The organism is Aeribacillus pallidus, assembly GCF_050478865.1.
Taxonomy (GTDB): domain Bacteria; phylum Bacillota; class Bacilli; order Bacillales; family JACDOC01; genus JACDOC01.
On record NZ_JBCNBW010000032.1, the window covers coordinates 1 to 15,528 of the forward strand.

The window sequence follows — 15,528 nt, forward strand, 5'->3', positions numbered from 1 at the left end:
CGTCCGCCACAAGCGAAATGGATACATATCAACAGTATCGTTTTACAGATCCATTTTTAAAGGTAAATCATTGGATGTTTTTCCTTAAACCATCTAAAATAAAAATAACCATTTTTTATCAGACAAATATAAAACAAGGGGTTGATATTTATATAGAAAACTATTATTTATTTTTTGTTTAAACAGGTTTTATTGTTAAAAAAAAGGGTATAGAGATGAAATGAAAGTAAATGAAGTGAATGTAAAAAGCAGTAGGTGGTCTTATTGATTAAATTTGAACGTGTTGTAAAAAGGTTTGAAGATGGTTTTGAAGCGATTAAAGGTATTGATTTACATATTCCAAAAGGAGAGTTTGTGGCTCTAATTGGCCCTAGTGGTTGTGGGAAAACAACGACAATGAAAATGATTAATAAGCTTATACTCCCAACGGAGGGTGCGATCTATATAGATGGTCAAAACATAGCAGACCACGACGAAGTTGAGTTACGTCGAAATATTGGTTACGTTATTCAACAAATTGGTCTCTTGCCACATATGACAGTCGGAGAAAATATCGCTCTTATCCCCAAATTAAAAGGTTGGAAAAAAGAAAAATACGAAAAACGGGTCGATGAATTGTTAGATTTAGTTGGATTAGATCCCCGTGTATTCAAACATCGCTATCCGTTAGAATTAAGTGGAGGACAGCAGCAACGGGTTGGTGTTGTTCGCGCTTTAGCAGCCGAACCACCTATCATTTTAATGGACGAACCTTTCAGTGCACTCGACCCGATTAGTCGGGAACAATTACAAGACGAATTAAAACAAATTCAGCAGTCCATCCAAAAAACGATTGTGTTCGTCACGCACGATATGGATGAAGCGTTAAAATTAGCGGATAGAATTGCCGTCATGAGAGAAGGACGTATCGAACAATATACGACTCCTGAAGAACTTATTACACACCCAGCAAATGATTTTGTACGGTCGTTTATTGGAGAGCATCGTTTAAAAGAACAAGTAAAAACCATTGAACCGTTTATTGAAGAACCAATTGTTGTACCTGTTCATTTTACGAAAAAAGAGGTATTGGAATGGCTACTAACACGTTCCGTTAATGAGGTATTTGTGGTTAATGAATCTGATAAGGTTATAGGGATTATATCTCGACGTAAGCTGGAACAATCAAACCTTTCAAGTACGGACCCAATCGAATCACTAACACAGCCTCTTCCTATCCTATTATCTCCACATACCACTCTTTCCGAAGCTGCCAAAGCAATGGTAATGCAAAATTTAAGTATTGCACCTGTTGGAAAGAATACGCACTTTCTCGGCATGATCACGAGAGAGAACTTGTTACTTGCATTTTCCCAACAGCAGGAAGAGGAGGCGGTTCTTGTATGACGATTAATCATGTGTTCGGCACTTTTTTTGAGACTGTCTCAAGTCGATCAGATCAAATCGCAACGGGAATCATCGAACATATTTGTCTTTCTCTTATTTCGATAAGTATTGCCATCATCCTCTCTGTCCCACTTGGCATTTATATTACACGTCATGAGAAGTGGGCGGAATGGGTTATTGGTGTAACCGCTGTTTTTCAAACCATTCCTAGCTTAGCGTTGTTTGGATTTATCGTGCCACTACTCGGTACTGGTGCGTTAACAGCCATTATTGCTTTAACGATTTATGCCCTACTTCCAATATTACGCAATACATACACGGGCATTAAGGGAGTAGACCAGAGTGTCATTGAAGCTGGTCGCGGAATGGGAATGACGAACCGGCAAATTTTATGGAAAATCGAAATACCACTTTCTCTCCCCGTTATTATGGCCGGGATTCGCACAGCTACTGTTTTAACGGTTGGAATTGCCACTCTGGCTACGTTTGTCGGAGCGGGAGGGCTTGGTGACTTAATTTATCGTGGATTATCTACTTGGAACAACCAGTTAGTGCTAGCAGGAGCCATTCCAGCTGCGTTGTTAGCGATTTTCTTTGATTTCTTTTTAAAATTAATCGAACGTTTATCCACACCAAAAGGATTAAAAACGAAAGGATGATGGTGTTGAAAAAATTACTTTCTTTTGCACTCATTTTGACTCTTTTGTTAGGAATACTTTCAGGATGTAACAATGCGTCCGATGACAAAATTGTTGTCTCGGGTAAAATGTGGACGGAACAATATATTTTAACTCATATGATCGCCGAATTATTAAAGGAAAAAACGGATTTAACAGTGGAAGTGAAAGAAGGATTAGGTGAAGTATCCATTTTGACGCCTGCATTAGAAAAAGGAGATATTGATATTTACGTCGAATATACTGGAACAGGTCTTGAAGCCGTTTTAAAAGAAAAAGTACAACCCGGCGAAGCAGCTGATGAGATTTTAGCACGTGTCCGCAAAGGATACAAAGAAAAATATAACGTCGTTTGGTTAGAGGCACTTGGCTTTGAAAATACGTACACACTTGCTTATCGAAAAGGAGAAGGAATAGAAGCAAAAACATATAGTGATTTATCCGAATATGCAAGTGAATTAATTTTTGGTGCGCCCCATCAATTTTATGAACGAGAGGATGGCTACGATGCGTTAGCCGAAACTTACGGATTTTCCTTTAAAGAAAAGAAAAGCTACGACCCAAATATTATGTATGAAGCTTTAAAGAAAGGAGATGTAGATATTATTCCAGCGTTTACTACGGACGGACGAATTGAACGGTATGATTTAGGAACAACTAAAGATGATAAAGGGTTTTTCCCACCTTATTATGCCGTTCCGATTGTTCGGCAAGAAGTACTTGACGCTCACCCAGAAGTTGAAGAAGTGTTAAATTTATTAGCTGGTCAAATTTCCGAAGAAGACATGACCTCTCTGAACGCAAAAGTCGATATAGACCAAGAAGATCCACGAGAAGTGGCACGTCAATTTTTAAAGGAAAAAGGATTAATTAACTAAAAAAGGACGAATCCCAAGTGATGGGGGGATTCGTTCTTTTTTAATACACATGAATGATTCAATGATTCTCCACAATCTCTCCCTATATCTTTCGTTGTCTTTGTTAAACTAATATTAAGATGTATGTTATTATGGGAGGGGTTGTAATGAAACCGTTTATCCCGAAACAACATGGAGCTTGGGCAATGCTCGTGATACCTTTTGTACTCGGGGCCATGGCTGGAGGGTGGTCATGGGTGCACATTCCACTTGGCTTAGGCTGGCTCTTTTTATATTTAGCGTCGTACCCACTTCTTATGATTTCGAAAAAACGGAACAAGAACCGGAGGAAACCTAAAAATTGGAGTTTTAGAAATTGTAAACTCAGTTATATTTTTCATCATAATGGTTATATATAGCATTATTTGTGTAGGTTGCCCTCATAAAACAAGCTGACTTCAAAAACGAAGTCAGCTTGTTTCTTTAGGTCCCTTGCTGTTGTTGTGGTTCTGTAGCGAAGAGGGAAAGAATCGCATTCCAAATCTCTTTTAAAATATCTATGATGTTTTGCAAAAATGTTTTTCCTTCTTCTGATTGGAGGAAGGTTGAGAGTTGTTCCTTTGCTTTACTTAACTGCTCATTGACTTGGTCCCAATTAATATTGGCATTTTTCATATTTTCTAAAAGAGCAAGTAATCGCTCGATGTCTTGTTCGGTAAGGGTAATGCCTAATTCTTTAGCAACCTGTTCAATGAGAGTACGTAATTCATCTTCGGTTTTAGGAGCATTTTCCGCTATTTCTTCTTTGAGACGAGCAAGTAAGGCGACTGCTTCATCATTTCCAATCGACTCGCCAAGTTCAGCTGTTGTTACCATTTCTTCGTTTACGACTTTTTTCACTTCTTCTGGAATCTTTTGTCCAGTAGAAACTTCATACGCTTTCATTAGACCGGTTAGGGCAGCTGTACCTGAAACTTCAAAAGGGGCGGTAATGTAGATGTCTGCATCTTTTACTCCTGCAGTAATGAGCGCATTCGTGTACATCTCCTCTGTGACCCAATTTATATTATTCGTTTCTACGGATAGTCCAGAACCTTTCGCCCCAATGGTAATCATAGAAGAAGAAATCGCCCGTGTACCAATTTGGGCTTTTGGAACCACTCCTTCCAAATATTGATGCTCTTCTGCGTTTGAAACGGTAATAAACATCGCTTCATCTGGCGGATTCATTTCATTTAATACTTGTTGTTTTTGCTGCTCTGTTAAATTTTCACCAAGCGTGACAATGACATCACCTTCGGCTGCATCTGCTAGTGTCCAAAGGGGAGATGTGAACAAAATCAGAACAACCATTATACTTGAGATCAATCGTTTCATGATATGTACCTCCTAGTCATTGCTGTCTATTTATTTCTTTCCTTATAATAGACGAATTTTTGATTTGATAGGTTTCGTTATTTTATTACTAACAATATATTTCCCCTTTAGACGCTTTGATTGAACATATTTTCTAAATAAAAATACTTTCCACAGACATAAACTTATGAATCGCGTAAGTGAACGCAAAATGGATGTTGTTTTATTTTTATCATGTTGAGAAAATGAAATCCGTTGCTTTTTCGATTAATTCTTGGAAATTTTCAGGAATCATATGCCCTAACCCTTCCACTACCAACCATAAACATGGGAATTGATACTGTTCAAATAAAGGCTTTAATTTCATTGTTTCTTCATAAAATGGGTCCCTAGTTCCGGTAATTATACATCCTTTCATCTGTTTCCAATTATTATTTTGTAAAAGTCTTTTTATGGTTTCGATCGTATGAGGAATGATGGCCGGAATCACCGCAATAAACCCACGAGCTTTAAAAATTTGACCAGCTAATAACTGCTCAATCGCCAGTTTCCCACCTTGGGAAGCTCCACTAATGACCATATTTCTTGTTGACAGACGAGAATCATTAACAAATCGCTGAAACAACTCTTTTAACTCATTCTTAGCGATGACCTCATCGTCCCAATGAAAGGACCGTATTCCATGAACTTGGGAACTTTGTGGAAATGCGAAACGATACGGCGAGTGGTGTTCTAACCAAAATGTCGAAAAATCTTCAGCATTCGAGCCTCTCCAGTGGATAGCAAATATCCCTTTTGAACTTGTTTCATCGCCAGCGTACAAAATTTTAGCGATACCGAATGAACGATTCTTTTCAAATAGTTGCTGATTTTTCTCCCGTATGATAGAAAATCTTTTACACGAATGAAGCGGTTTAAAAAAAGGACTACGGTCCAGGGTAGAAGGATGCCACCACACTCCATGTTGCAAAGCTTCATCTAATAAATCACATGCTTTTTCTTCGTCCTCTTCTTGGCTAAGTAAATAAACGTTCAATGATATCGAAATATCTTTCTGCTCGGGAAAATGACGATCGATTAATGAAAGAAGAAATCTCAAACCTTCTAGATCATTGGCTTCTAACAATTGTAGAAATTTTCGATACAAATGTGGGTATGTCATCCTACTCATCTCATATCCTCCTTTCTGAAAATATTACCAAATTTTTTCATACGTTGAAATATCAAAATTTTAAAATGATTTCGAGTTTCATTTATTGCTATATTCGAAAAATTTGATAAAATAGCAACAATAAGAGAGAAAGAAAGGGTTGAGGTTGAAATGGTGGAAACTAACTATCGAACATTAGATGAACAGTCTGTCATTGAATACATTCAAAACTTATCTATTTTTTCAGCTGATGCAAAGCTAACGTGTCGAGAAATTGGGGATGGAAATTTAAATTTAGTGTTTCAAATTGAGGACCAGCTGACTGGAAAAAAAGTGATTGTTAAACAATCGCTTCCATATGCTCGAGTGGTGGGAGAATCGATGCCGCTTACGGTCGATCGTAATCGGATTGAAGCAGAAGCGCTAAAAGAAGAAGGCAAATACTGTCCTGAACATACTGTACAATTATTCCATGCTGATCCAGATTTACGGATATTTGTAATGGAAGATTTATCTGATCATGTCATTATGCGAAAAGGATTAATTGAAAAACAAGAATATCCGCAATTTGCGGATCATATATCTACATATTTAGCGAACACCTTATTTTATACATCTGATTATTATATGAACCCACTTGAGAAAAAATCGTTAGTGAAACGGTTCATTAATCCAGAGCTATGTAAAATTTCAGAGGACTTAATTTTTACTCAGCCGTATTACGATGCGCCAGAAAATAATATTCCTCCAGGCGTTCGTCCACTAGCAGAGCAAATTTGGAAAGATGAAGAACTAAAAGGAGAGGTAGCGAAGTTAAAACATCGCTTCATGACGAAAGCGGAAGCTCTATTGCATGGGGATTTACATACAGGTAGTATTTTTGTTCGTCCTGATCGTACGAAAGTGATCGATCCAGAATTTGCGTTTGTTGGTCCTATCGGATTTGATATCGGGGCGGTCATTGCCAACTTGTTACTAAATTATGCAGCCCAAGAAGGTTGGGCGGAAAATGAGGAAGAAAAACACGTGGTCCGCTCTCGATTGTTGCAAATGGCAGCCGATGTATGGACATTATTTTCACAAAAATTCACCGCACTTTATGAGAAAGATTGTCACGATCCAATGTTTTCTCAACCATCCTTTAAGGAGTTTACAATGAAAGAGATTTTTTCGGATACATTAGGGTATGCTGGTTGTAAAATGATTCGCCGGATCTACGGGTTGGCACATGTAGCGGATATTGATACAATCAAAGATGATGTAAAACGGTTACAAGCGCAAAGGCTTGCACTGGCCATTGGCCGATCCTTAATTATCAATCGTCATCAAGTTCAACAAATCAATGAAGTGAAAGCACTCATTCAGTCCGTTGAATAAAATTCGGAGAGGGGAAAATACGATGTCATTTATCCAATCCGTTCAATACGATAACGGAACCGTAACCATCTTAGACCAGACAAAATTACCGAATGAAACGGTCTTTTTATCCCTTACGACCATTGAAGAAGTATGGGATGCCATTAAAAAATTAAAAGTGCGAGGAGCCCCTGCGATCGGTATTGCCGCTGCGTATGGATTATTGTTAGGGATTCAACATGCATCGGAAGAGAGCTTTCCTGCGTTTTTTGAGGAGTTGAAAAAACAAGCAGAGTATTTAGCTTCTTCCCGACCGACTGCTGTCAATTTATTTTGGGCGTTAAATCGGATGACGGAACGAGCGAAAAAAGAAAAGCACCGCCCAATTGCGGAAATTAAACAGGCGTTAGAGGAAGAAGCGCATACTATTCGGACAGAAGACGAAGAAGTTTGTCGTTCCATTGGAGAACATGCCCTGACTTTACTAAAAGATGGAATGGGCGTATTGACCCATTGTAATGCCGGGGGAATCGCCACGGCGAAATACGGAACTGCGTTAGCTCCTCTTTATTTAGCTAAGGAAAAAGGATGGAACATACGCGTATATGCGGATGAGACACGTCCGTTATTACAAGGAGCACGATTAACTACTTGGGAATTGATGCAAGCGGGGATCGATGTGACGCTCATTACTGATAATATGGCCGCAATGGTGATGCAAAAAGGTTGGGTACAAGCAGTGATTGTAGGCTGTGATCGCGTTGCCGCAAACGGTGATACAGCCAATAAAATTGGAACGTACGGACTGGCACTACTTGCCAAAGCCCACAATATACCGTTTTATGTAGCTGCTCCACTGTCTACTATTGATTTACAAACAAAAACTGGAGACGAGATTCCAATAGAAGAGAGAGAAAGTATGGAAGTGACCCATGGGTTTGGAAAACAAACGGCTCCAGAAGGGGTTAAAGTATTTAATCCCGCTTTTGACGTGACGCCACATGAACTAATCACGGCTATTATTACCGAAAAAGGGATTGTTCAAGGGAATTATGAACAAGAATTACAAGCATTATTTCAGACTAAGTAGGTGTCAGCATGAGTCTTGAGATGTTGAAACAACAAATGTGTGACATAGGTAAACGAATTTATGAGAAAGGAATGGTTGCCGCAAATGATGGCAACCTTTCTGCCCGTATAGACAAAGACGTATTTCTCGTCACGCCAACGGGTGTGAGTAAAGGCTTTTTAACAAAAGACATGCTGTTACTCGTCAACGGAAAAGGTGAAGTGTTAGAAGGAACTTATCGACCTACGTCAGAAATTAAAATGCATTTACGTGTCTATCAAGAACGACCTGATGTTGGTGCTGTCGTTCATGTCCACCCACCATATGCCACCGCCTTTGCGGTTGCCGGTATCCCGCTTGATCAAGCGACCATGCCCGAACTTATCGTCCTTCTTGGTTCTATCCCGCTTGCTCCATACGGAACTCCATCAACGGGTGAAGTACCAGAAGCGATTGCCCCATATGTCCATGACCATCAAGGGGTTCTTCTCGAAAATCATGGAGCGTTAACATGGGGAAAAGACTTAGAGCATGCCTATTTTTTAATGGAATCGCTAGAATTTTGTGCGAAAATTAACTGGCTCGCTCGTCAAATAAATGGAGACCGTGAGCTTAACGAACGACACGTGAAACGCTTGCTTGAATTAAAAGAGAAGATGGGGATTCATGGGAAAGCCCCTCAAGGGATCCGTATGGAGTCAGATGTTACAGCAAAAAAAGTATCACCAAAGCTAGAAGTAGAATTGTCTGAACAGGCGATAGAAGAAATCGTTCACCGAGTAACTAACCGACTTATTAAAGCAATTTCCAAACTGAAAGATGAAATGAACATCAATAAACACGATTAAGACAAGGAAAATAAGAAGGCCTTTAATTGTTTAACGGGTTCCGTTTTGGGGTTAAAGACCATGTATTTGATACACAAAATGGTGTGCAAATTGGCAATCGATTCGGTACGTCATTTGTCTTGTCCTTACAAGGCGTTTCAAATAAAGTCATTCACTTTAGCAAGAGAAAGCTTGAACGATCTCGAAGATGAGGATGAAAAGAATTTATGAGAGCGTCAATTATATGTCAATTCAAGTATCATTTCCATTACCAATTTCCATGAATCGAGATACTCCATCCATCACAGGATTCCTGTGGTGGTTATATGTAAGGAAGGGATAAGGAAAGGTGAAATTGTTGGGACATAAAATCTATTTGCGATTTTTAAAGGATACAGATGTGGGACCGTTGGCAGAGATGCACCGTAGAAACCGAGAATTTTGGCAACGGTATACGCCAGATAGGACCGAGGAGTTCTATACGGAGGAATATCAGTTAAATCGAATTCAAACCAGCTTGGCGAAGAAGGAAAGAGACGAGCAATACACGTTCGGCATTTTCCACATCGGTACTGATGAATTGATTGGTATCATTGAGTTGACTGAAGTGGTCCGTGGTCCATTACAGACATGTTGGCTAGGCTATTATGTAGATCACTCGTACAACGGACATGGCTATACTACTTAAGCTGTGCGCCTGGTCGTTGACTATGCCTTTAAGGTTCTCGAGTTACACAGAATTGAAGCAGGCGTTATGCCACATAACATTGCGTCGATTCGAGTTTTAGAGAAGGCAGGATTCCATAAGGAGGGGCTTTCCAAGAAGAACGTAAAGATTAACGGAAAGTGGGAAGATCATTTACACTTCGCTATCATAAATCCAAATGATTCAGAATGACCCAGACGCTCAATTTTCCTATTCTTTGTTACATAAATAATAAGTAAACGTGATAATAACAATGAAAATTAGAAGGCCTTTATTTGTTAGGTCTTCTTTTTTACGAAAGGGGGACCCTTAATGTTGTCGCTAGGACCTATACATATTCCAATTCAATGGGTAATTTTATTCATCGGTGTTTTTGTTTCTTATGGATGGGTGAAGTTTTTTTACCGTGAAATCCCCCATAACAGTCCAGATGTACCGACGATTTTTCTATATAGTATCCTGATTTGGATAACCATTTATAAAACAAGTATCGTCATTTTAAAACCACATCTTATTTGGACGAATCCATTAGGTCTTCTTTATTTTACAGGGGGTGAAAGGGGACTCGTACTGGCAACAATAGCTACGATCGGATATATTGGGTTTCAAATCGTAAAGAAGAAAGAGGCATGGATTCCATCCATTCTTTTACTAGGTAGTGGATTTACTATTTGGGGGTGTACCTATTTTTTAGGAGCAACAATCTGGAGGGTATTGTAAGTTAGGGATATCGAAACATCTTACTCAATACCTATTCATTTAACAGGCTAAATGTTCAAATATTATTCCGCATTTATATAGATGTAGTTATTAGACTAGCTTCATAATATAAATGGAACAGGGAAAAATATTATAGGTATGTAGTCATTAGTTGGATTTTTTTTCATAAGAAGGCCATGATTCCAAAGTAAATTAATGAAAATGTAGCTCTTTGAATGGAGGGAAATCGTTTGAAGAAAATCATAGGTGCAACAGCTCTCGTCGTTTTGTTAACGGTTGCAGTCGTTCAAACGTTAACGGTTCAAAAACAAAAGCAAACTCTAGATTTGGTCGAACAGGAATTTGTAAATATGTTTCATGAAGTGGAAGGAGTAGATTTGTCGATTTTTGAAGTGCTTGTTCAAGATCAAACACTTAGAAAAAAAGTATTAAACGAATTAAAGATCGATGAGTCAACGAAACGAGAACTCGTCTCTGTTCTTGATCAAAAAAATAATGGGATGATTGATACCAATCAATTAGAAGAATTAATGAATAATCAAGTTTTAAAAGATGCGTTATTTCATCGCATCTTATCAGATCAGTCGCTTCGTAAGGAATTTTTACCTAAATGGGAAGAGTACATTCATCAGGAAGAGTCAGAATTTGTATCCGCAGAGATTGGTGTTGGCTATCCACTTGATAAACCGGCCCCACTTTTTACGTTACCAACGTTATCTGGTCAACCCATTTCTTTAGAACAATTAAAAGGGAAACGAATTATCATCAACTTTTGGGCGACTTGGTGTCCACCTTGTAAAGCAGAAATGCCCGAATTGCAAGCATTTTATAAAGAAAAACCAGCTGATGTAGAGCTTTTAGCCATTAATATTGATCAAGTTGGGGATGTACCTGAGTTTTTAGCTCAATATGATATTACATTTCCCGTTTTAATCGACCATGAGGAAAAGGTTCAAAAAGATTATCAAATCCTTTCTATTCCGATGACATATTTCATTGATAAGGATGGAATCGTCCGTCATAAACATTTAGGAGCAATGACAAAAGAAGATTTACATGCATGGACTCATCCATAACAGGCGTTCAGAAATAAGAACGTCTTTTTTTATTTTTCTGAAAATACTTTGGAATGAGAAAAAACAAAAAAATACGTCATATTTTATCAAAAAAATGGAAAAGATAGCAGATAGAATAAATCATTGGAGGGTTCTGAATGAAAAAACGGCGAATGAAATCGTTTCGTGAACTAGTGCAAGAAAATAAACAAGCTTTAATGAATGATCCAGAAGCATTACGAAAAATTGAAGAGCGCTTGGAAAAGAAATACTTTGACAAAGCAGAATAATTGCTCATACTTCCTCCTAGATTGGAAAACATAAAAATATAAGGGGGGAAAGATATGGGTAATCCGAAAAAAGATTCAAAACATTTTGCACCAAATCATATCGGTACCAAATCTCGATCTGCTGGCGGTAATAAAGGGAAACAAATGCAAGATCAGTCCGGCCAACATGCTCAAGTTATACAAACAAAAGGGGAATAATTGAGTAAATAAGATAGTTATCGTTAACAAAATCAATATGACGTTCCCTGCATATATTTCGTAAGAAAGTTACACATTATAGATGTACCTTTACAGCAGAAGGAGGAATAAAGGGAATGGCCTATAATAAGCCAAAACCAGATGATCGTAGTGATAACGTAGAAAAGCTACAAGAAATGGTGCAAAACACGATTGAAAACATAGAAGAAGCGGAAGAATCGATGGCTTTATTCTCTAACGAAGACGAAAAGCAGCAAATTGAAGCAAAAAATGAGCGACGTCGCGAAAGCATTGAAGCGATGCGTGAAGAAATCAAAGACGAATACCATAACCAACAACAGTATGAATAAAAAAGAAGCGTCCATAAGGCGCTTCTTTTTTATGCTTATTTACAACGCTAGGCGGTATGAAAAACTCGCTTTTTTCATGCCAATTTTTTGTTCATAAAAGCGGTGAGCGTCTTCCCTTTGAACGCCAGATTCCAGAGCGATGTGTTTACAGCCATTTTCTTTCGCATAATGTATTAAAAAATTCATCATTTGTTCTCCGTATCCTTTGGAGCGGTTAGCTTCATTCGTCACTAATTCATAAATAAATAAGTGCTTATCGAGATATAAATTGGTTTGAATGGCAACACCAGCAACAGACTGAATATCATCGTTTTCAATTAATGCATAAAGTTCATATCCTTGTTGTTTCATTACGTTTATGAGTTTGATAAACGTTTCCTCATTGAGGTGTGTTCGCAGCTGTTTCATCACAGGAAATGCTTGACGCCATTCTTGTTCCGTTTTTAATTGAATCACTTTTGCCATCCGATTCTTCCTCCTTCCAAAAAATATTCCATTGTATTCCTTTTTTATTTTATCTTGAATAAAAAATTGTGTTAAGATGAAAACAGTGGTCGAAGTAGGCTTAACTGAAGAAAGGAGAACGTCGACATGCATATTGCGACAAAAGAAATTGATGTACGATATGCAGAAACGGATCAAATGGGTGTCGTGTACCATGCGAATTACTTAATATGGATGGAATTAGGACGAACCAAACTAATCGAGGAGTTAGGGTTTCGATATGCAGATATGGAAAAAGAAGGAATCCTTTCACCGGTTATTGATATTCATGTATCATACAAAAAGCCTGTTCGCTATGGAGAAAAGGCTTATGTCCATACATGGATTGAACAATACGATGGGATTCGCGTTGTGTACGGTTACGAAATCGTACGTGAAGACAATGAGATTGCCATAGTCGGGACGTCGAAACATGTTTGTGTCAAACGAGATAATTTTCGTCCGATTTCTATTAAACGGTATTTTCCTGAATGGCACGAGGCGTACATGAAAGCCAAAAAACAAGAAAAGTAATAGGAGGAGTAACGATGGCCTTTGGCATCAAGAGAGAAGACATCCGCCAATGGAAACGGACAATAGACGATGGGGAGATTGCGTTTTTAACCCATTTTTGGATAGATGAACGTTTTCCTGGTGTCAAAACGGTAACAAAAGTTGGTTGTCGTGACGTAGACAAGCTAGCCGAATGGGGGAAAAAATATCATTTGAAAAAAGAATGGATCCATTTTCGAAAAGACGGTTACTCCCATTTTGATTTACTCGGCGAAAAGGAAGAATGGATTTTACGTAAAGAAGGAAAAATCGATCAACTTGAACGGTTACGACATAAATTAAACAAATAAGCTGTCATAGAAAAACAGCTTACGATTGAATGGATTTTACATATTCATAAGTAGGTTCATCCCACTTTTCATTGTATGTAACATGTAGGTCATGGTCTTCAAAATACCAAAGGTCTTTTTCTTCAATATAATAGGTCACGCCGTTTATCACTTGTTGAACAGCTACATCGTTTGGTTCATCTTTCATAACACCAAGAGAAAAACCTTTTTGAAAAGAATCGCATCCACCGTAACGTACAAAAAAGCGAATCGCATCACCTGGCTTGATATTCATTTCCTTTTCAAACCAAGTAATGACCTCATTTGATAGGACTAGTTTCATTTTAAGACCTCCATTACATCGTAGTTACATATATTATATAAAATAAACTTTTGGTATATCTAACTTTTTGCATGAAAGGACGGCTACTCAATATTGTATCCATATACGATCTGTTTTTTAAAACGTGGAGATTGGTCAAGTAATGAAGTATTAATGCTACATCGAAAATATCCACCAAATCAAGGAAAATGGAATGGTGTTGGGGGCAAATTAGAATCTGGTGAAACCATCGAAGCTTCTATTCTAAGAGAAATAAAAGAAGAAACAGGGTTAATTCCTGATGAGATACGTTTTAAAGGCATCGTTTCTTGGAACGGAGCAGGGGGGATGTATGTTTTTATTGGGACGGTGTCAACTGACCCAACGATTGCGTGTAAAGAAGGAAAACTTGAATGGAAATCACTGGATTGGATTGTCACGTCAACTGAAGTCGTTTCTAATATCCCTTACTTTATTCATGACTTATTTACGTATCCTTTTCCGTTAGAACATGCTTTTCAGTACGATGAAGAAGGGAATATTGTTGAATACACAAAAAAACCAATCTATATGTTATCAAATCCTACATAGGAGCGAAAAAGAAGGGCTGCTCATGTTTGAGCATGCCCTTTCTTTATTGTTGTTCATTTTTCATAGAAAACAAATGTTTCATCACACTTTCAACCGGGTATGGTGCAATACCTAAACTGACCGCCTCTTCTAACGGATATACGCGATAATTTCGATAATTATTGTGATAAACATACGTTGGATAAAACTGCACATCTGTAATGTCGATGGACGTTCCTTGTTTATTGACGGTTTTTTTGATCGTCACAGTACCCATTCCCCCCAAATCCTTATAATCCTTCCATTGTCCGGATAAAAAGTTTCCTAAGGAGTAAAAAACAACCCCCGTTCTCCCGTCGGACAATGGTAGACGTTCAATCGGCTGAAGGACGTGTGGATGGTGACCAAAAATAATATCTGCACCGGCTTCTAATAATTTTTGGGCGAGATGTTTTTGGGCATCTGTTGGTATACGTTGATATTCGTTTCCCCAATGGACACTTAAAATAATGACATCCGCTAGTTCTTTGGCTCGTTGGATATCTTTAACCATCAATTCTTCATCAAGTAAATTAACTAAATACGATTTTCCTTTTGGAACAGGAATTCCGTTGGTTCCGTATGTATACGATAAAACCGCCAATTGAATTCCATTGACTGACATGACTCGTATCTTTTGTCGGTCTGCTTCATTTTTAAACATCCCTGTATACGGCATGCCTACTTGTTCATAGTAGGAAATGGCACTTAAAACCCCTTGTTCCCCTTTATCTAACGTATGATTATTAGCATTTGTCACCATATCAACGCCTGCATAAAGGAGGGCATCAGTTATTTCATAAGGTGTGTTAAATTGTGGATACGTGGATACACCTAATTTTACGCCTCCAGCGATTGATTCTTGATTGGCAATCAAAAAATCAGGGCTGGAAAGAAGGGACCGAATAGGTTCGAACATCTTTGTAAAATTATAAGTGCCATTTTGATAGGCGTCATTGTATACATAACTATGAATTAAAATATCTCCAATCCCCCCAACGACCGCCTCCGTAATGAATGTTTTCTCTAATAAGGAAAGTTTTTTTGGTGAATGGTCTTGGAAGGAATTTATTTCTGGTTTTTTCGATATAAATGAAAAATATGTAATAACTAACAAAACAATCATTCCAATAAAAATCCCATATCTTCCTCTCATGGCTGTCCTCCAAAAAAAGTCTTTACAGTTATTTTACAACAAATCTAGTAAAAATTAATCAATTATGAAAATTAATTGTTTCATCGAACAATCATCTTCCATTTCTTTGTAATTCAAGA

The 15,528-nt window shown here is 38.0% G+C and carries 20 protein-coding genes and 2 pseudogenes; 17 read left to right on the plus strand and 5 right to left on the minus strand.

The window, feature by feature from the left end; genetic code table 11:
- From ABES52_RS07080 to ABES52_RS07100, 5 genes and pseudogenes are all read left to right on the plus strand, one after another.
- On the plus strand, positions 1-182 hold a 182-nt coding region (locus ABES52_RS07080), incomplete at its 5' end, for a hypothetical protein (RefSeq protein ID WP_429650336.1).
- Positions 183-264: 82 nt separating this feature from the next.
- Positions 265-1,386 (plus strand): betaine/proline/choline family ABC transporter ATP-binding protein, encoded by a 1,122-nt coding sequence (locus ABES52_RS07085; RefSeq protein ID WP_429650338.1) that lies wholly within the window; start codon positions 265-267, stop codon positions 1,384-1,386.
- Positions 1,383-2,045 carry an ABC transporter permease gene (locus ABES52_RS07090; protein WP_429650340.1) on the plus strand — a complete coding sequence of 221 codons (663 nt, stop codon included), beginning with the start codon at positions 1,383-1,385 and terminating at the stop codon, positions 2,043-2,045. The genes ABES52_RS07085 and ABES52_RS07090 overlap by 4 nt, the downstream gene beginning before the upstream one ends.
- Complete coding sequence (locus tag ABES52_RS07095; RefSeq protein WP_429650342.1) at positions 2,045-2,941, plus strand: glycine betaine ABC transporter substrate-binding protein; 897 nt, start codon at positions 2,045-2,047, stop codon at positions 2,939-2,941. Before ABES52_RS07090 ends, ABES52_RS07095 begins: the two co-directional genes overlap by 1 nt.
- A gap of 146 nt (positions 2,942-3,087) precedes the next feature.
- Positions 3,088-3,261, plus strand: a pseudogene (locus ABES52_RS07100) (YwiC-like family protein); the annotation flags it as partial.
- Between the two features lie 142 nt (positions 3,262-3,403).
- On the opposite strand, the gene ABES52_RS07105 reads toward ABES52_RS07100, so the two are convergent.
- Both ABES52_RS07105 and ABES52_RS07110 read right to left on the minus strand, forming a co-directional pair.
- Complete coding sequence (locus tag ABES52_RS07105; RefSeq protein ID WP_429650344.1) at positions 3,404-4,297, minus strand: DUF1002 domain-containing protein; 894 nt, start codon at positions 4,295-4,297, stop codon at positions 3,404-3,406.
- Positions 4,298-4,508: 211 nt separating this feature from the next.
- Positions 4,509-5,447 carry an alpha/beta hydrolase gene (locus ABES52_RS07110; protein ID WP_429650346.1) on the minus strand — a complete coding sequence of 313 codons (939 nt, stop codon included), beginning with the start codon at positions 5,445-5,447 and terminating at the stop codon, positions 4,509-4,511.
- A 150-nt stretch (positions 5,448-5,597) separates the two neighbouring features.
- Here ABES52_RS07110 and mtnK point away from each other — a divergent pair, with 150 nt between their 5' ends.
- The 9 genes and pseudogenes from mtnK to tlp all read left to right on the plus strand — a co-directional run bounded on the left by mtnK (position 5,598) and on the right by tlp (position 11,997).
- Positions 5,598-6,803 carry an S-methyl-5-thioribose kinase gene (gene mtnK / locus ABES52_RS07115; protein WP_429650348.1) on the plus strand — a complete coding sequence of 402 codons (1,206 nt, stop codon included), beginning with the start codon at positions 5,598-5,600 and terminating at the stop codon, positions 6,801-6,803.
- A 22-nt stretch (positions 6,804-6,825) separates the two neighbouring features.
- Positions 6,826-7,872 carry an S-methyl-5-thioribose-1-phosphate isomerase gene (mtnA, locus tag ABES52_RS07120; RefSeq protein WP_429650350.1) on the plus strand — a complete coding sequence of 349 codons (1,047 nt, stop codon included), beginning with the start codon at positions 6,826-6,828 and terminating at the stop codon, positions 7,870-7,872.
- An 8-nt stretch (positions 7,873-7,880) separates the two neighbouring features.
- Positions 7,881-8,699: a class II aldolase/adducin family protein gene (locus ABES52_RS07125; protein WP_429650352.1), complete on the plus strand. Its 819-nt coding sequence runs from the start codon at positions 7,881-7,883 to the stop codon at positions 8,697-8,699.
- Positions 8,700-9,027: 328 nt separating this feature from the next.
- Positions 9,028-9,576: pseudogene (locus ABES52_RS07130) on the plus strand (GNAT family N-acetyltransferase).
- Positions 9,577-9,696: 120 nt separating this feature from the next.
- Complete coding sequence (locus ABES52_RS07135; protein WP_429650354.1) at positions 9,697-10,104, plus strand: hypothetical protein; 408 nt, start codon at positions 9,697-9,699, stop codon at positions 10,102-10,104.
- Positions 10,105-10,334: 230 nt separating this feature from the next.
- Positions 10,335-11,180: a TlpA disulfide reductase family protein gene (locus tag ABES52_RS07140; RefSeq protein WP_429650356.1), complete on the plus strand. Its 846-nt coding sequence runs from the start codon at positions 10,335-10,337 to the stop codon at positions 11,178-11,180.
- Between the two features lie 137 nt (positions 11,181-11,317).
- Complete coding sequence (locus tag ABES52_RS07145; RefSeq protein ID WP_429650358.1) at positions 11,318-11,449, plus strand: FbpB family small basic protein; 132 nt, start codon at positions 11,318-11,320, stop codon at positions 11,447-11,449.
- A 54-nt stretch (positions 11,450-11,503) separates the two neighbouring features.
- A complete protein-coding gene (locus ABES52_RS07150) occupies positions 11,504-11,647 on the plus strand; it encodes an acid-soluble spore protein N (protein WP_042348685.1) in 144 nt (47 codons plus the stop codon).
- A gap of 116 nt (positions 11,648-11,763) precedes the next feature.
- The gene (gene tlp / locus ABES52_RS07155) at positions 11,764-11,997 is read left to right on the plus strand and encodes a small acid-soluble spore protein Tlp (protein ID WP_429650360.1); all 234 of its coding nucleotides are present in this window, start codon (positions 11,764-11,766) and stop codon (positions 11,995-11,997) included.
- Positions 11,998-12,036: 39 nt separating this feature from the next.
- Here tlp and ABES52_RS07160 read toward each other — a convergent pair whose 3' ends face one another.
- Positions 12,037-12,462, minus strand: coding sequence for a GNAT family N-acetyltransferase (locus ABES52_RS07160; protein ID WP_429650362.1), 426 nt, complete (start codon positions 12,460-12,462; stop codon positions 12,037-12,039).
- 126 nt (positions 12,463-12,588) lie between these two features.
- Here ABES52_RS07160 and ABES52_RS07165 point away from each other — a divergent pair, with 126 nt between their 5' ends.
- Both ABES52_RS07165 and ABES52_RS07170 read left to right on the plus strand, forming a co-directional pair.
- Positions 12,589-13,014 carry an acyl-CoA thioesterase gene (locus ABES52_RS07165; RefSeq protein WP_429650364.1) on the plus strand — a complete coding sequence of 142 codons (426 nt, stop codon included), beginning with the start codon at positions 12,589-12,591 and terminating at the stop codon, positions 13,012-13,014.
- Between the two features lie 14 nt (positions 13,015-13,028).
- On the plus strand, positions 13,029-13,343 hold the full coding sequence (locus ABES52_RS07170; RefSeq protein ID WP_429650366.1) for a hypothetical protein: 315 nt from the start codon (positions 13,029-13,031) through the stop codon (positions 13,341-13,343).
- A gap of 19 nt (positions 13,344-13,362) precedes the next feature.
- On the opposite strand, the gene ABES52_RS07175 is transcribed toward ABES52_RS07170, so the two are convergent.
- A complete protein-coding gene (locus ABES52_RS07175) occupies positions 13,363-13,665 on the minus strand; it encodes a HesB/YadR/YfhF family protein (RefSeq protein WP_429650368.1) in 303 nt (100 codons plus the stop codon).
- Positions 13,666-13,758: 93 nt separating this feature from the next.
- Here ABES52_RS07175 and ABES52_RS07180 point away from each other — a divergent pair, with 93 nt between their 5' ends.
- A complete protein-coding gene (locus ABES52_RS07180) occupies positions 13,759-14,235 on the plus strand; it encodes an NUDIX hydrolase (protein ID WP_429650370.1) in 477 nt (158 codons plus the stop codon).
- A 43-nt stretch (positions 14,236-14,278) separates the two neighbouring features.
- On the opposite strand, the gene ABES52_RS07185 is transcribed toward ABES52_RS07180, so the two are convergent.
- Positions 14,279-15,409: a CapA family protein gene (locus ABES52_RS07185; RefSeq protein ID WP_429650372.1), complete on the minus strand. Its 1,131-nt coding sequence runs from the start codon at positions 15,407-15,409 to the stop codon at positions 14,279-14,281.
- Positions 15,410-15,528: the final 119 nt, after the last annotated feature.

What these genes read in the sequence shown, in the direction of transcription:
- ABES52_RS07090 (WP_429650340.1), top strand. Translation starts at nt 1,383, where the DNA reads ATGACGATTAATCATGTGTTCGGCACTTTTTTTGAGACTGTCTCAAGT.
- ABES52_RS07135 (WP_429650354.1), top strand. Translation starts at nt 9,697, where the DNA reads ATGTTGTCGCTAGGACCTATACATATTCCAATTCAATGGGTAATTTTA.
- mtnK (WP_429650348.1), top strand. Translation starts at nt 5,598, where the DNA reads ATGGTGGAAACTAACTATCGAACATTAGATGAACAGTCTGTCATTGAA.
- mtnA (WP_429650350.1), top strand. Translation starts at nt 6,826, where the DNA reads ATGTCATTTATCCAATCCGTTCAATACGATAACGGAACCGTAACCATC.
- ABES52_RS07185 (WP_429650372.1), bottom strand. Translation starts at nt 15,409, where the DNA reads ATGAGAGGAAGATATGGGATTTTTATTGGAATGATTGTTTTGTTAGTT.
- ABES52_RS07145 (WP_429650358.1), top strand. Translation starts at nt 11,318, where the DNA reads ATGAAAAAACGGCGAATGAAATCGTTTCGTGAACTAGTGCAAGAAAAT.
- ABES52_RS07095 (WP_429650342.1), top strand. Translation starts at nt 2,045, where the DNA reads ATGGTGTTGAAAAAATTACTTTCTTTTGCACTCATTTTGACTCTTTTG.
- ABES52_RS07175 (WP_429650368.1), bottom strand. Translation starts at nt 13,665, where the DNA reads ATGAAACTAGTCCTATCAAATGAGGTCATTACTTGGTTTGAAAAGGAA.
- ABES52_RS07170 (WP_429650366.1), top strand. Translation starts at nt 13,029, where the DNA reads ATGGCCTTTGGCATCAAGAGAGAAGACATCCGCCAATGGAAACGGACA.
- ABES52_RS07125 (WP_429650352.1), top strand. Translation starts at nt 7,881, where the DNA reads ATGAGTCTTGAGATGTTGAAACAACAAATGTGTGACATAGGTAAACGA.
- ABES52_RS07105 (WP_429650344.1), bottom strand. Translation starts at nt 4,297, where the DNA reads ATGAAACGATTGATCTCAAGTATAATGGTTGTTCTGATTTTGTTCACA.
- ABES52_RS07110 (WP_429650346.1), bottom strand. Translation starts at nt 5,447, where the DNA reads ATGAGTAGGATGACATACCCACATTTGTATCGAAAATTTCTACAATTG.
- ABES52_RS07160 (WP_429650362.1), bottom strand. Translation starts at nt 12,462, where the DNA reads ATGGCAAAAGTGATTCAATTAAAAACGGAACAAGAATGGCGTCAAGCA.
- ABES52_RS07165 (WP_429650364.1), top strand. Translation starts at nt 12,589, where the DNA reads ATGCATATTGCGACAAAAGAAATTGATGTACGATATGCAGAAACGGAT.
- ABES52_RS07150 (WP_042348685.1), top strand. Translation starts at nt 11,504, where the DNA reads ATGGGTAATCCGAAAAAAGATTCAAAACATTTTGCACCAAATCATATC.
- tlp (WP_429650360.1), top strand. Translation starts at nt 11,764, where the DNA reads ATGGCCTATAATAAGCCAAAACCAGATGATCGTAGTGATAACGTAGAA.